General features: G+C 67.9%; 15 protein-coding genes. 8 read left to right on the top strand and 7 right to left on the bottom strand.

Annotated elements, in window-relative coordinates; translation table 11 throughout:
• Positions 1-2 precede the first annotated feature (2 nt).
• From AMB_RS10010 to AMB_RS10000, 3 genes are read right to left on the bottom strand one after another with little or no spacing between them, the layout of a single operon-like run.
• Positions 3-668: a hypothetical protein gene (locus AMB_RS10010; protein WP_011384388.1), complete on the bottom strand. Its 666-nt coding sequence runs from the start codon at positions 666-668 to the stop codon at positions 3-5.
• A 33-nt stretch (positions 669-701) separates the two neighbouring features.
• Entirely contained in the window at positions 702-2,411 is a 1,710-nt protein-coding gene (locus AMB_RS10005; protein WP_011384387.1) for a methyl-accepting chemotaxis protein, read from the bottom strand.
• 12 nt (positions 2,412-2,423) lie between these two features.
• Entirely contained in the window at positions 2,424-2,885 is a 462-nt protein-coding gene (locus AMB_RS10000; protein WP_011384386.1) for a cache domain-containing protein, read from the bottom strand.
• 194 nt (positions 2,886-3,079) lie between these two features.
• Here AMB_RS10000 and murA point away from each other — a divergent pair, with 194 nt between their 5' ends.
• Positions 3,080-4,378, top strand: coding sequence for a UDP-N-acetylglucosamine 1-carboxyvinyltransferase (gene murA / locus AMB_RS09995; protein ID WP_011384385.1), 1,299 nt, complete (start codon positions 3,080-3,082; stop codon positions 4,376-4,378).
• Positions 4,379-4,384: 6 nt separating this feature from the next.
• Here murA and AMB_RS09990 read toward each other — a convergent pair whose 3' ends face one another.
• Positions 4,385-6,613 carry a hypothetical protein gene (locus tag AMB_RS09990; RefSeq protein ID WP_011384384.1) on the bottom strand — a complete coding sequence of 743 codons (2,229 nt, stop codon included), beginning with the start codon at positions 6,611-6,613 and terminating at the stop codon, positions 4,385-4,387.
• Between the two features lie 157 nt (positions 6,614-6,770).
• Between AMB_RS09990 and AMB_RS09985 the strand changes: the two genes are divergently transcribed.
• Genes AMB_RS09985 through AMB_RS26405 form a run of 5 tightly spaced genes read left to right on the top strand, consistent with a single transcriptional unit; the run spans position 6,771 to position 10,575 of the window.
• Complete coding sequence (locus AMB_RS09985) at positions 6,771-7,091, top strand: hypothetical protein (RefSeq protein WP_011384383.1); 321 nt, start codon at positions 6,771-6,773, stop codon at positions 7,089-7,091.
• Between the two features lie 58 nt (positions 7,092-7,149).
• Positions 7,150-8,799, top strand: coding sequence for a peptide ABC transporter substrate-binding protein (locus tag AMB_RS09980; RefSeq protein WP_043744088.1), 1,650 nt, complete (start codon positions 7,150-7,152; stop codon positions 8,797-8,799).
• Positions 8,796-9,737 (top strand): ABC transporter permease, encoded by a 942-nt coding sequence (locus tag AMB_RS09975; RefSeq protein WP_011384381.1) that lies wholly within the window; start codon positions 8,796-8,798, stop codon positions 9,735-9,737. The genes AMB_RS09980 and AMB_RS09975 overlap by 4 nt, the downstream gene beginning before the upstream one ends.
• Positions 9,734-10,357, top strand: a complete 624-nt coding sequence (locus AMB_RS09970; RefSeq protein ID WP_011384380.1) for an ABC transporter permease — start codon at positions 9,734-9,736, stop codon at positions 10,355-10,357. Before AMB_RS09975 ends, AMB_RS09970 begins: the two co-directional genes overlap by 4 nt.
• Positions 10,339-10,575: an ABC transporter permease subunit gene (locus tag AMB_RS26405; protein ID WP_011384379.1), complete on the top strand. Its 237-nt coding sequence runs from the start codon at positions 10,339-10,341 to the stop codon at positions 10,573-10,575. The genes AMB_RS09970 and AMB_RS26405 overlap by 19 nt, the downstream gene beginning before the upstream one ends.
• Here AMB_RS26405 and AMB_RS09965 read toward each other — a convergent pair.
• The 3 genes from AMB_RS09965 to AMB_RS26395 all read right to left on the bottom strand — a co-directional run bounded on the left by AMB_RS09965 (position 10,565) and on the right by AMB_RS26395 (position 12,296).
• Positions 10,565-11,389, bottom strand: coding sequence for a universal stress protein (locus AMB_RS09965; RefSeq protein ID WP_011384378.1), 825 nt, complete (start codon positions 11,387-11,389; stop codon positions 10,565-10,567). The two genes, AMB_RS26405 and AMB_RS09965, sit on opposite strands and share 11 nt — an antisense overlap.
• Positions 11,390-11,490: 101 nt before the next feature.
• A complete protein-coding gene (locus tag AMB_RS26400) occupies positions 11,491-11,571 on the bottom strand; it encodes a hypothetical protein (protein WP_231849073.1) in 81 nt (26 codons plus the stop codon).
• A complete protein-coding gene (locus AMB_RS26395; RefSeq protein ID WP_011384377.1) occupies positions 11,568-12,296 on the bottom strand; it encodes a hypothetical protein in 729 nt (242 codons plus the stop codon). The genes AMB_RS26400 and AMB_RS26395 overlap by 4 nt, the downstream gene beginning before the upstream one ends.
• 77 nt (positions 12,297-12,373) lie before the next feature.
• Here AMB_RS26395 and AMB_RS26390 point away from each other — a divergent pair, with 77 nt between their 5' ends.
• The gene (locus AMB_RS26390; RefSeq protein WP_231849037.1) at positions 12,374-12,571 is read left to right on the top strand and encodes a hypothetical protein; all 198 of its coding nucleotides are present in this window, start codon (positions 12,374-12,376) and stop codon (positions 12,569-12,571) included.
• A gap of 469 nt (positions 12,572-13,040) precedes the next feature.
• Positions 13,041-14,576 carry a CYTH and CHAD domain-containing protein gene (locus AMB_RS09955; RefSeq protein WP_011384375.1) on the top strand — a complete coding sequence of 512 codons (1,536 nt, stop codon included), beginning with the start codon at positions 13,041-13,043 and terminating at the stop codon, positions 14,574-14,576.
• The last annotated feature ends 4 nt before the right edge of the window (positions 14,577-14,580 follow it).

Here is a 14,580-nt window from a genome sequence, read left to right as displayed (position 1 = left end):
TCTCAGCAGTCAGCGTACCAGCGCTTGAAGAAGGTATCATCGCCTTCTTCGCGCAGCCCCATGGTGGGGGCGCCGGTATCGTCGATCAGCCCCATCTCGTGCAGCCAGCGCACCACCTTGCGGAAATGGGCGAGGTTGTGGAGGCTGGTGCCGCCTTCCAGCCAGTTCTGCTCGAGGAAGGCCAGCACGGCGGGCTGGCCCAGTTCGGCCTCCCACAGGATGCCGAGCAGGGAGCACAGCCCCTCCTCCACATCACGCTCGGGCAGGAACAGCGACTGGACGGCGTCGGCCTCGGCCTTGCGGCCGGTCTCCGGCCCGGCGCCCAGGCCGAAATCCAGCACCGTGCGCCGCTCGGGCGAGGAGAGCTGGTAGTGGGCCACCTCGTGGATCAGCACGCTGGGCTCCAGATGCACCGCCACCGCCTCGCCGTCCCAGGTAAAGTGCTCCTGGGGGCTCATCTCGAGAATCTTGAAGCCGAAGCGCCGGCACAGCTCCACCGCCCCCTTCTGATGATCGGGATCGGTGGACAGGGTCAGCAAGTCGTCCTCGGGCACCAGGGCGGTGACGCGGCGGAAGACGGCCAGAGCCAGCGGATCGATGGCCAGCGCCGCTTCGAAGCCGCATTTCAGTCCGGCAAAGCCGGTATGGTCCATGGGGGTCAGAATCATGGGCCGGGTTGTAACTCAACCCGGCCCGAATTTCTACCCCGCCTTCCTGACGCTGTCGTGCACCACCTGGACCAGCACCTGCTGCAGATCGGCGATGGAGGACGACACCTCGCGGGCCATCTCGCGCACCCGGGCGGCGTGCTCGCCGGTATTGGCGGCCTCTTGCGAGACCTCGCCGATATTGCTGGAAACTTCCTGGGCGGCCGCCGTGGTCTGGACGATGTTGCGGGCGATTTCCTGGGTGGCCTCGCCCTGCTGCCCCACGGCCTGGGCGATGGTCTCGCCGATATGCTCGATCTCGGTGATGGCGCCGATCACGTCTTGGACCGCCACCACAGTGTTATCGGTCACCGAGCGGATTTCGGCCACCTGACGGTTAATCTCCTCGGTGGATTTCGAGGTCTGGTTGGCGAGGTTCTTGACCTCGTTGGCGACCACGGCGAAGCCCTTGCCGGCATCACCGGCCCGGGCCGCCTCGATGGTAGCGTTCAGCGCCAGAAGATTGGTCTGGGACGCGATGTCGGCGATCAGGGCGGCCACGTCGCCGATGCGGGCCACGGCCCGGGTCAGTTCCCCGATGGTGTCCTGGGCGCGCCCGGCGGTGCTGACCGCCTGACGGGTCACCTGGGCGGAATGGCCGATCTGGCTGCTGATCTGACCGATGGAGGCGGTCAGTTCCTCGGCTGCGGCGGCAACCGTCTGGGCATTGGCCAGGGATTGCTCGGCGGCGGCGGCGACGCTTTGCGCCTTGGCGTCCACCCGGCTGGCGGAGACCTGCATTTCGTCGGCGCGGTCGGAAACGGCCCCGGTATGCTCGCCCACCCGGCCCACGGCGGCGGCGGCCTCGCGCTCCACCGTGGCGGCCATGGTGTCGAGGGCCTGGCGCTTGGCGCGCTCGGCGGTGGCGGCCATGCCGGCCTGCTCGGCGCGCAGGCGCTCGGTTTCCAGGGCATTATCCTTGAAGACCTTCAGGGCGCGGGCCATGGAGCCCACTTCGTCCCCGGCCTCTGTCCCGTCCACCGGAACCTCCAGATGGCCCTTGGAGATGGAGCGCATGGCCTGGACCTGATGCATCAGGGGGCCGGTGATGCTTTTGACCACCAGCAGGGAAATGCCGACGAACACCAGCATCAGGGCGGCGGTCACCATCCAGAACCTTTGGCCCGCCGCCTCGGCCGTATCGCGGGTCGCCTGGGCGGCGTTGCCGGCGGCGGCGGTGATCAGGCCCTGGGCGGCCTCGATCTTGGCGGCCATTTCGGCGAATTGCTTGTCCACATGGGTCATCAGCGGAATGGCGATGAGCCGGTCGGACTGGGCCATGTCGTTCATCTGCGCCACCGCCTTGGCATAGGTGGCCAGACGGGTCTGAATGTCGGCCATGGCCTCGGCGGCGGCGGGATCGGCCTTCAGCTTGTCGATGAGACCGCCGGCCTTGGCCAGATTGGCGCCGATGGCCTTGCGCATGGCCTCCAGCTTGGCCTCCGAGGTCCCGGAATCCACCAGGGCGAGGTGGCGGGAAACGTCGGAATGGGTCTGGTAGATGGTCGCAATCAGATCATCCACCTGATTGCGTCGCTCGGCCGCCTGCAGGTGGATGGAGTCGATGGCGGACAAGGCGGTTGCGGCCTGCCTGTCCGCCATCACCAGCAGAATGCCGGTCAGCGCCAAAACCAAGAATGGCGCCACCGTAATGCGGGCGGCCAGGGATGTGCGGCGCAAAATCGCGATCAAGGGCTCGAACATCCCCGGCCCTCCTTACTTGTAGATGCCGACATAGGCGATGAGATCCTTGCCCGGCACCTTCTTCACGTAGGTGATCTTGGGCTGGATGGTGTTGGTCGCGGGGTTCTTCCAGCGATACTCGGTCCACCCCTCGCCCTTCAGGCCGGTGTTGAGGATGTCCTTGCCCAGTTCCTTGCCGTCCTCATCGATGAAGTTCAGGACGCTCTTGCCCTTGTTCTCGGGCTTGGGCGGATAGATCACCCAATTCCCCTGGGCATCGATGACGTTGACGTAGATCTCGCCGAACTTGAACTCACCCTCGGTGGTAAAGGCCTTGGCGGCCTCGTCGACGCCCTTGGCGGCGATGAAATCGGCGGCCTTGACAGCGATGGCCTTGACCTCGTCCTGGGTCGGCTTCTTCGCCTGGGCGAGAGCGGCACCGGCGGCCACGGCCGCCGCGATCACGGCAACGCTCAGAACTTTCAGAAATTTCATGTCATTATCCCCTGATTATTTAACATTACCCCGAGCCCAGGTTGAACATAATCGCCTCATATTGCAACGCAACAACTCCTTTGTATCGAATCGTTATAATTTGATTCTGACCTCGCCTCTCCCCCTCCCCTTGACCGGGGGAACTCGGACGGGCTAAAGGGTGCCTTTGATTCCCCTTCACTCAAGGACCAAGCATGGACAGGATCCGCATTGTCGGCGGGACGCCGCTCAAGGGCACCATCACCATCGGCGGCGCCAAGAACGCCGCCCTGGCGCTGATGCCCGCCTGCCTGCTGACCGAGGAAACCCTGGCGCTGTCCAACCTGCCCCATCTGGTGGATATCACCACCATGGCCAATTTGTTGGCCCAGCACGGGGTGACCATGGCGTTGAACGGTGACGCCGCCAATGGCGGACATACGGGCCGCGTCCTGGAGCTGACCGCCGCCCATATCGGCAACACCACGGCGCCTTATGATCTGGTGCGCAAGATGCGCGCTTCGGTGCTGGTGCTGGGGCCGCTGCTGGCCCGCTTCGGCGAGGCCCGGGTGTCGCTTCCCGGCGGCTGCGCCATCGGCACCCGCCCCGTCGACCTGCACCTGAAGGCGCTGGAGCAGATGGGCGCCAAGATCGAGCTGGACGGCGGCTACATCATCGCCTCCGTCCAAGGCCGCCTCAAGGGCGCCCACGTCATCTTCCCGCAGATCACCGTGGGCGGCACCGAGAACATCCTGATGGCCGCCACCCTGGCCGAGGGCGAGACGGTGATCGCCAACGCCGCGCGCGAGCCCGAGATCACCGATCTGGCCGAATGCCTGGTGGCCATGGGCGCCAAGATCGAGGGCATCGGCACCGGCACCCTGAAGGTCCAGGGCGTCGAGCGCCTGCACGGCGCCGAATACTCCGTGGTCCCCGACCGCATCGAGACCGGCACCTATGCGGTGGCCGCCGCCATCACCCGAGGCGATATCGAGCTGGTGGGCGCCCGCTTCGATCTGATGGAATCCGTCAACAAGGTGCTGACGGAATGCGGCGTCCACGTGGAGGAAACGCCGCGTGGCATGCGGGTGCGCGCCGATCAGGGCGAGATCACCGGCGTCGACATCATGACCGAGCCCTATCCCGGCTTTCCCACCGACATGCAGGCCCAGTTGATGGCCCTGATGTCCACGGCCAAGGGCGCCTCCATGATCACCGAGACCATCTTCGAGAACCGCTTCATGCATGTTCCCGAGATGACCCGCATGGGGGCGCGCATCAACGTCCACGGCTCGTCGGCCATCGTGCGCGGCGCTCCCAAGCTGTCGGGCGCCCAGGTGATGGCCACCGATCTGCGCGCCTCGGTCTCCCTGGTCCTGGCCGCCCTGGCCGCCGAGGGCGAGACCATCGTCAACCGCGTCTACCACCTGGACCGCGGCTACGAGCGGGTCGAGGAAAAGCTGGCCGCCTGCGGCGCGAAGATCGAACGCCTCAAGGACGGCGTGGCGGAGTAGCCCCCCTTACTTGTGCACCAGGGCCACCAGTTTGGCGATCCAGCCCAGCTTCCAGGCCAGGGCCAGCGCCGCCAGCACCACGCCGGCGAACACCGCCGAACGCCACGGCGGCTCCTTCTGGGCATAGGGGTCCTTCAGCGAGCGCTGGGCGCCCTCGGGCAGTTTGGCCAGGTGGGTCAGCGCCGTCCCGAAAGGAATGTTGATGCGGGCATGGGTGTTCACCGCCCAGCCATTGGCGTCCAGGATCGGCCCCAGGTGCCGCTGGTGCAGCTTGAACGAGGCGATGATCATGCTGGGTCCGGACACCGCCAGCAGCGCGCCGACCAGAGCCAGGGGGATCTGCCACCAGGGCAGGGCGAGAAAGCCGGTCACCACCGAGGCCAGCGCCGTGCCGATGGCGCCGATGGCCAGCCCCAGGGCGGCGAAGATGCCGGCGAACCGCCCGGCATCGAAGGGAGCGGCGGGCACCGCCGGAGCCGCGGCGGCGGCGGCGGGAGCCGGGGCCGGAGCCGGGGCGGGCTTGGCCCCCGGCAGCGGAATCTTGGGCGACACCGCGGCGGCGGCCACCTGCTCGTCGGCGGCCTTGGCGCGGGCGGCGGCGGCCTTCTCCACCATCTGGCCGATCATCTTGCCCACCTTCTTGTAGGGCGCCCAGAACGACTGGCGGATGCTGATGGGGTGGTCGATGATGTGGACGATGGTCGCATCCCAATCCACGCCCTTGCGGTCATAGAACACGCCGTTGCGGCCGACCATCAGTTGGTCGGAATCGCCATCGGTGACGGCGGCGGCGATATACATCTTCTCGCCGTCCTCGGCGGCGCCCCGGCGGCGGCATTCGCAATAGACCATGTAGATGCGGCTGAGCGTGGCGATCATGGCATGCTTGGCCGGATCCTCCACCCGCACGCACAGATCGCAGGAGCGCCCGTCCAGGAACAGGGTGCCGGCCTGGAACACCGCCCTGTGCTTGCGGGTGTAGAAGTCGCGGAAGGCGACGAAATTGTTGAGCAGAATGGCGAGGTCGCGGCAGCAGCGCAGCAGCTTGTCCACGGAATCGATGGCCTTGGCCTCGGCCTCCAGGGCCAGGTCCTGGGCGATCAGGCTTTCGATGGCCGCCTGGGCGTCCTGGGACAGGATGGCCTTGATCCGCTCGGTGCCAAGCCGCGCTACCGGCCCTTCGGGCATCTCCGCCGCCCAGGCGGCCCGCGCCGCGAAGCGCCGCTTGATGCCGTGCCAGTCCTCGGCCGACAGGGTGTCGCGCTCGCCCAGCAGCGGCACCACCACCTCGGCGCGGAAGCGGGCCATGGCCGCAGCCCAGGCGGGGTTGAGCCCAGCCCCCAGCGGCAGGTCGGAACCACCGCCCACCAGAGCCAGGGGAAAGGCGGCCAGTTCGTCCGACTGATCCGACAACAGATGCCCGGCCAGCCCGGCCCAATCCTCTTCCGAACGGTTGAGCGGCCCGGCGGCGCGGGAATCGAAAGCGGCCAGGGCACAGCGGGTGAACCAGTCGTCCAGCTTGGCCGACACCGCCGACACCGCCTCGGCCGCCTTGGCGGATTCGCCCGCCACCGGGTTGAGGTCGGGATCGGCTTCGGCCTTGGCCGCCCAGGCGGCATGGGCCTCGGCCGCCTGAAAGAAGGCCTTCACCTTGGCCTCGGACACGCCGGGCAGACCGCCGCGATCGGTCTCGCCGCCCAGGCAGGCGATAATGTCCTCGATCACCGAGCGAAGGGAGGGGTCCTCGACGATCTCGGCGGGCACAATGCCGTCGCCGTTGAAGTCATTGGCGGCGAATACCTCCTGCACCCCAGCCACCTCGGCCAGGGTGATGGTGTCGGCCCCGGCCTTGCCGCTCTTGGCCAGGATGCGCTTGGCCGCCGCCAGCACGGCGCGGCCCTCGGGCTTGGCATCGTCGATGGCGTCCAGCGGCAGGGCATCCTCGCGCTTGAGCAGCAGATCGGGGTGCTTCAGCAGATTGCCCGCCCACTCCACCATGGCGATGACCTCGCCGGCCCGAATCCGGCCGTCCTTGTCGGAATCGATGATGTCGAGGGTGCGCTGGTCCAGCTCGATGCCCCGCGTCGGGCAGGAAAGCGCCGCCCACAGTTTCTGGTCGAGCGACCCCAGGCTCATCAGCGCCCGGCCGCTGTCCAGCCGCACCTGATCGAAGCCCCCCGCCCGGAAGAACTTCCACTGCATCGGACCCTGGTTGCTATCGCCGTCGCCGCTCATGCCCGCCCCCCTGGAGTTGAACCGCTCCATCATGCCCGAAGCCGGAGCGGAGGCAAGCGTTACACTGTGTTACACCGGCCCGTCCGGCGGACATCGCCCTGTTACCCCAACATGTTCTAATACAACCATGAGCGGGGAAGAGTGACAGGAGACCATCATGAAGACCATCCTCAGAACCCTCGCGGCCCTTGCGGCCATCGCCTTCGTCGCCTCCTACGCCGCCCAGGCGGCCGACCAGCCCTCGCCTCAGACCTGGGGTCCCGGCTGGCGTCACGAGCAGATGCTCAAGGCCCAGAAGGACGGCACCTTTACCCCCGGCCAGGGGCCCGGCTATGGGCGTGGCATGTGGGGGGGCGGTCCCGGCTACGGCCGGGGAATGATGGCGGCGGCCGTCGGCCCGGACGGCAAGATCGACCCGGCCAAGCTGCCCGCCGACTGCCCGATGCGTCAGAGCCTGATTCAGGACCAGACCAAGTAAATTGCGCCAGCCCCGCCCCCGGCTTGACAGTCGGGGGCGGGGCTTTGATTCTAGGGGGATGTTCAAGCGCCTCGCCCCAGCCCTTCTCTCGGTCATGCTCGCCGCCCCCGCCTGGGCCAGGGACGAGCTGGCCATCGGCATCACCCAATTTCCGGCGACGCTGAACCCGTCCATCGAATCCATGCTGGCCAAGACCTATGTGCTGGCCTTTGCCCATCGCCCCATCACCGCCTATGACGCGTCGTGGCAGCTGACCTGCCTGCTGTGCGAGACGCTGCCCACCATCGAGAACGGCTTGGCCAAGGTGGAGACCCTGGCGGGCGGCAAGAGGGGCATCGCCGCCACCTACACGCTGCGGGCCGACGCCCGCTGGGCCGACGGCAAGCCAGTGACCAGCGACGACGTGGTGTTCAGTTGGGAGGTGGGGCGCCATCCCCAGTCGGGCGTGGCGGCGGCCGAGCTGTTCCGCCGCATCACCAGGGTCGAGGTCAAGGACGCCCGCACCTTCACCCTGCACGTGGACAAGCTGACCTTCGACTACAACGCCATCAACGATCTGCGGCTGCTGCCCGCCCATATCGAGGGGCCGCGCTTCAAAAGCGCCCCCGCCGAGTACCGCAACCGCACCGCCTACGACCAGGATTCCACCAATCCCGGCCTCTATAACGGCCCCTACCGCATCACTTCGGTGGTCCAGGGCAGCCACGTGGTGCTGGAGCCCAATGCCCATTGGGGCGGCGCCAAGCCCGCCTTCAGGCGCATTGTCGTCAAGGCCATCGAGAACACCGCCTCGCTGGAGGCCAACCTGCTGTCGGGCGGCATCGACATGATCGCCGGCGAGTTGGGCCTGCCGCTGGAGCAGTCCCTGGCCTTCGAGAAGCGCCACGGCGCCCGCTTTGCCGTCATCACCAAGCCCAGCCTGACCTACGAGCATCTGGATATCAACCTGGGCTCGCCCATCCTGGCCGTCCCCGAAATCCGCCGCGCCCTGCTGCTGGGCCTGGATCGCGAGACCATCTCGCGCCAATTGTTCGAGGGCCGCCAGATCGTCGCCGAATCCCTGGTGCCGCCGCTGGACTGGGTGTTCGCCGCCGATCTGCCCAAGGCGACCTTCGATCCGGCCCGCGCCGCCGTCCTGCTGGATCAGGCGGGGTGGAAACCGGGGCCCGGCGGCATCCGGGTCAACGCCAAGGGCGAGCGCCTGTCGCTGGAACTGGTCACCACCGCCGGCAACCGCTCACGCGAGCTGGTGGCGCAGGTGATGCAATCCCAGTGGAAGAAGATCGGCGTCGAGCTTCGTCTGAAGACCGAGCCGCCCCGCGTGCTGTTCGGTGACACGGTGACCCGGCGCAAATTCCCCCACATGGCGCTGTTCGCCTGGTATTCGGCCCCGGAAAGCGTGCCGCGCTCGATGCTCCATTCCAGCATGATCCCCAATGGAGCCAACAACTGGTCGGGACAGAATTACACCGGCTACGCCAGCCCGGCCATGGACAGGCTGATCGACGCGGTCGAGGTGGAGCCGGACAAGGACAAGCGCAGGCTTCTGTGGCGGGAGATTCAGGCGCTCTATGCCGCCGACCTGCCCGCCTTGCCACTGTTCTTCAGATCGGATTCCTTCATCCTGCCCAAAGGACTGAAGGGGCTGGAACCCACCGGCCACCAGGACCCCTCTCCCTATTGGGTGGAGAACTGGCGGTGGGAGTGACCGGAAGGCTGATCCAGTCGGTCCTCGTGCTGCTGGTCATGTCCTTCGTGGTCTACGGCCTGATGGGCCTGATGCCCGGCGACCCCATCGACCTGATGATCGCCGGCGATCCCCGCCTGACGCCCGAAGACGCCGTGCGGCTGAAAGTCCTTTACGGCCTGGACCGCCCCTGGACCGAGCGCTGGCTGCGCTGGCTGGGGCAAGTGCTCCAGGGCGAGCTGGGCTATTCCCGCCTCTATGCCCGTCCGGTTCTCGACGCCATGGCTCCGGCCCTGGGCAACAGCGCCCTGCTGATGCTGTCGGCCATGGCGCTGTCCCTGTCCCTGGCCATTCCGCTGGGCATTCTCGCCTCGCTGCGACCCGGCGGCCTGGTGGACCGGCTGGTCAACCTCGCGGCCTTCGCCTCGGTTTCCGTGCCGGTGTTCTGGCTGGGGCTGATGCTGATCGTGGTGTTCGCCGTGTCGCTGGGCTGGCTGCCGGCCGGCGGGGTGGAGAGCGTGGGCGACGGCGGCCCCACCGACCGGCTGCGCCATATGGTGCTGCCCGTCTCCGCCCTGGCCCTGGCCGGCATCGGACAGGCGACCCGGCACATGCGGGCGGCCATGATCGGCGAGGCGGGGGCCGATTACATCCGCACGGCGCGGGCCAAGGGCTGCGGTCCGGCCCGCATCGTGCTGCGGCACCAGTTGCGCAATGCCCTGCTGCCCATCACCACCATCATCGCCCTGGAATTCGGAGGCCTGTTCTCCGGCGCGCTGATCACCGAGACGGTGTTCGCCTGGCCGGGCATGGGCCGGCTGATCTATGAAGCGGTGATGGGCAACGACTTCAATCTGGCCCTGTCGGGCCTGCTGCTGGCCACGGCCATGACCCTGGCAGGCTCGATCCTGGCCGACATGGCCTATCAGCGCCTTGACCCCAGGATCGGCAAGCCATGAAGGCCGGGGCCGCCATCCTGTTGCTGTTGCTGGCCGCGATTCTGGCGGCGCCCTGGCTGCTGCCGGCTCCCGAAGCGCTGGATCTGGCCAGCCGCTTCGAGCCGCCCTCCCTGGTCCACCCGCTGGGCACAGACGATCTCGGCCGCGACATCGGCGCCCGGCTGGCCCAGGGCGGGCTGATCTCGCTGAGCGTCGCCGCCATCACCGCCCTGCTGGCGGCCTCGATCGGCACGGTGATCGGCCTGCTGGCCGGCTATCATGGCGGAAAGGCCGACGCCCTGCTGATGCGCCTCACCGACGGCGTGATGTCGCTGCCGCTGCTGCCGCTGCTGATCGTGCTGGCTGCCGCCGACCCAGCCAAGCTGGGCGTGCCGCCCGCCATGACGGAGTCGGAAGTCTTCGCCGTGCTGCGCCCCGCCGTGATCATCGCCTGCGTCGCCTGGACCGGGGTGGCGCGGCTGGTGCGGGCCGCCACGCTTTCGGTGCGCACCAGGGACTTCGTGCGCGCAGCCGAGGCCATGGGCGCCCGGCCCGGCCGGATCATGCTGCGCCACATCCTCCCCAATGTGGCCTCGCCCATGGTGGTGGCACCACCCTGTCGGTGGGCAACATCATCCTGATCGAAAGCGCCCTGTCCTTCCTGGGCCTCGGCATCCGCCCACCCCTGGCGTCATGGGGCAACATGCTGACCGGGGCCATGGACGTCGTCTGGAGCGCCCCACTGATGGCCTTCTGGCCGGGCGCCGCCATCTTCGCCACCGTGCTGGGCTTCAACCTGCTGGGCGATGGATTGCAGCGGGCCCTGGACCCCAAGGGGCAGACCGCCCTCAGTGGCTGAACAGCACCGGCACCGTCATGGAATCCAGCATGTGCCGGGTGGCGCCGCCCAGAACCATCTCGCGCAGGCGCGAGCGGCCATAGCCGCCCATGACCATCAGGTCCACATCCTCGTCGGCCAGCCGCGACAGCAGCATCTCGCCCACATTGAGGTCGTCCGAGGCCACGTGCTCGCACACGGCGTTGACCCCGTGGCGCGACAGGTGCAGACAGATGTCGGCGCCCGGAACGTCCCCGTGCCCGGCCATGCCGTGGCCGGGATTGATGGCGATGACATGCACGGTTTCCGCGCCGACCAGCAGGGGCATGGCGTCATGGATGGCGCGGGTGGCCTCGCGGCCGCCATTCCAGGCCACCATCACCCGCCGCCCCAGGGTGGGGAAGCGCCCGGCGAAGGGCACCACCAGCACCGGGCGGCCTACCGACATGATCAACTCGTCGGCCAGACGGGGTGAGGAAGACTCGGCCTGGGCCTGCCCGATCACCGCCAGATCGGCATAGCGGGCGTGCAGCGCCACGGTTTCCGACAGCGGGCCGGTGACGTCGCGCCATTCCCGGGTCACCCCAGGGGGAACGTCGAAGGACTCGACCATGGCCATGACCCGCGACGCGGCCTCGGCATCGCCGGCGGCCCGGAACTGGTCGAGATCGCCCCCGAACTGGGCGGTCACATGGGAGGGCAGCAATGTCTGGTCGCGCACATTGAGCGCGATGAGATGAGCCTGAAAGCGGGCGGCAAGGCCGGCCGCCAGTTCCAGCCGCACCCGGGCGCGCGGATGATCGTCAACCTGGACCAGGATATCCTTGTACGTCACGGCGCGCCCCCCTCGATGCCTTACACGACAGCACATTGTATGCCCGTGGGGGTGGATTCAAGCCCCCCCATAGACCGAAGGTCAGACCGGCGGAATTTGCGTTAATATGACGTCGCCTCGCAGGACTGACGATGAAGCTTCAGCACCTTGCACAGCTTCACCGCCTCGGCCCGGTTTTTCAGGGGACCGGCGACGATGCGCCAGCGGGTTCCGCGCTCGCCTGGTCAACCTTGGGGAAGGTGGCGTTGACCGCGCCCAGCTCCTCGGGGAATTTGGCCTTGATCTTTTCCCAGGTCTCGCGGGCGGCCTCCTCGGTCTTGGCGCTGCCCAGGCCGACGCCGGGCGTGCCGCCGCCGGACGACGACTTGGCCCCGTTGCCATTGGCGGAGCCCTGGCGCAGGCCGGACGCGGTGCCCGAAACCGGTTGCTTGGCCAGTTGGCTGTCCAAGACTTTTTCGACGGCGGCCTTCTCGCGCTTGGCCTCCTCGGTGGAGATCAGATTGGCGGCGCGCAGCCGCTCGACCCGGCCGACGGCGGTGGCCGCCTCCATCATATCCTTGGGCGGCAGCACCGGCATGTCGACCTTGCGCGGCTCGGCCGGCAGCAAGGCGTCGAGGATGGCGGTGCGCTCGGCCCCGTGCTCGGCCGGCGACAAAGCGCGGCTTTCCAGGGAAACAGCCAGGGCGCGCAGGCGGTCCACCACCTGTTCCTCGGTTGGGCCGGGGCGTTCCAGCCCCTGGGCCGGGGGCAGCGACGACGAATAGGGCAGCAATGCGCCAAGATTGGTGTTGCGGCGCCGGGAATGCTCCTCCGGGGTGATCAGCCCCTCGTCCAACAGGCGGCGCAAGGCACGGAAACGGGTGGCGACGTTGGTCTCGGCCTGAGTGGCGCCCCGCGTCGCCATCATGGAGGCCGGGATCGCCTGCCCCGGCTCGCCCAGCGGTTCGGCCGCGATGGAGCCCCGCGCGGCACCTTGAGGCGCCAGTGTGCTCCAATTGCTGCGGCGTCATCTCCGTCCCCCGCCCGGAGCGCAACGCCGAACCGACGACGGAACGGCCCAGCATCTTGTCCACCACCAGCAGGTTGGCCTGGGCCACGTCCACCAGCGAACGGACCTGCGGCCCGCCCTGGGACGGCACGGTGAGCATCACCTGGGGGCGGTTGGCCAGAATCACCTCGTAATACTGATGGGCGAGATCGTAGCGGCCGGTGGCCTGATAGACCATGCCGGCGGTGTAAAGGGCATAGGGGTCCTTGGGATTGCGGCGCAGCGCCCCGATAGCCAGCCTTTCGGCGGTGCTGTACTCGCCCCGGGTCAGGGCGCTCATGGCCAGTTCGCTGGTATCGTCGTCGAGCAGGGGGGACTTCATCACCGCATCGGTGAAGCCGCGGGGGTCGTTGAGAAAACCGCACCCCACCAGTGCCGCCGCCAGCGACACGGCCAGGATGCTCCGGCTCAACCCTTTCCTGCTCATCGACGTCGCCCCCAAAGATGGCACGCTTGCCCGCCCCTCCCGGACTCTCATATCGGGACGGACAGGACAAGGCTTTTTCAGCCTGTCACGCATAATGCGTCAATGAAGGTTCACACTTTGCTAATGGCCGAACGCCCCAGGACTGGTATAGTTCGGCGATCGACCGAGGGACCTTCATGGACGGCCGAGAAATCGAGTTGAAGCTGGCGCTGGCCCCCGAGGACTTGGCCCGCATCGCCCAGCGCCCCTGCCTGAGTGCCGGACGGCTGGCCGAGCCGACGTCCAAGCGCCTGTCCTCGATCTATTTCGATACACCCGACTTCATCCTGGCGGCCCAGGGCATCGCCGTCCGGGTGCGGCGAACCGGCTCCGGCTTCGTGCAGACGGTGAAGACTGCCGGAACCTCGGTGTCCGGCCTGTTCGATCGCGACGAGTGGGAAGTGCCGGTACCGTCTTCCGAGCTGAACGCGGAACAATTGCGCCTGACCGGCCTTGCCGCCTTTGCCGACGGGGAACTGGCCGACCGCCTGTCGCCGGTTTTCGCCACCGAGGTGGAGCGCAGCCTGTTCCGCCTGGGCGGCGACGGCTGGGAGGCCGAGGTGGCGCTGGACCGGGGCGCGGTCATCGCCGGCGACCGGCGCGAAGAGATTTCCGAGGTGGAATTGGAGCTGGTCAGCGGCACCCCTGCCCACCTGTTCCAACTGGCCGCCGGCATCCTGGAAGAAGCGGCGGCGCGGCCCATGTGCCTGTCCAAATCGGAACGGGGATACAATCTGGCGGCCGGCAAGACCGCGCCGGTGGTCAAGGCCAAGTCCCCCTCCCTCTCCACCGCCATGACGGTGGAAGACTCCTTCCGGGCCATCGCGCGCGCCTGCCTCGAGCATCTGATGCTCAACGAGCGCTGCCTGCTGGCCACCGAAGCGGGCGAGGCCATTCATCAGATGCGGGTCGCCATGCGCCGCCTGCGCTCGGCCATCAAGGTCTTCAAGACCGTTACCGCCGGTGCGGACCTGGCGCGGGTCAAGGACGACCTGCGCTGGCTGCTGGGCCATCTGGGCCCGGCCCGCGATGCCGAGGTCTTCCTGTCGGAAATCGTCGCTCCGGTCATGGCCGCCCATCCCGACGATGCCGGACTAGCCGCCCTGCACGCCCATTGGCGCAAGGACCGCGAGGCCAAGCTGGCCGCCGCCATCGCAGCAGTGAAATCCCGGCGCTACGCGGCCATGATCCTCAACCTGGGGCGCTGGGTTGAAACCGGCGACTGGCAGGCCCCGACCCATGGCGGGCCACGCCGCCGGCTGGCCGAGCCCATCGCCGCCTTCGCCGCCCGTCGTGTCAGCAAGGCCGTCCGAAACCTGCTGAGGGAAGGCGGCGAATCCCTGTCACGGCTTTCGCCCGAACAGCGGCACGCGGTGCGCATCCGCGGCAAGCAGGTGCGCTATGCCGGCGAGTTCTTCGCCTCGCTGGTGCCGCGCAAGACCACCAAGGTCTTCCTGGCCGAGTTGTCGGAATTACAAGATGTCCTGGGCCAACTCAACGATATCGCCGTGGCGGGACCCAAGCTGTCGGGGCGCGGCGCCGAAACGGGCTCGTCCCGCGCTGCCGGACTGGTCGCCGGCTGGCATCAGAGCCGCCGCTCGGCCCTGCTGGGGGCGGCGGACAAGTGCTGGAAGCGCTGGCGCGCCATGCCGGTGCCCTGGGAGGAGAAATAGGCTC

This window comes from Paramagnetospirillum magneticum AMB-1 (assembly GCF_000009985.1).
GTDB lineage: Bacteria > Pseudomonadota > Alphaproteobacteria > Rhodospirillales > Magnetospirillaceae > Phaeospirillum > Phaeospirillum magneticum.
Note: the sequence above shows the minus strand (reverse complement) of the source record. Positions and strands in the feature narration are given on the sequence as shown.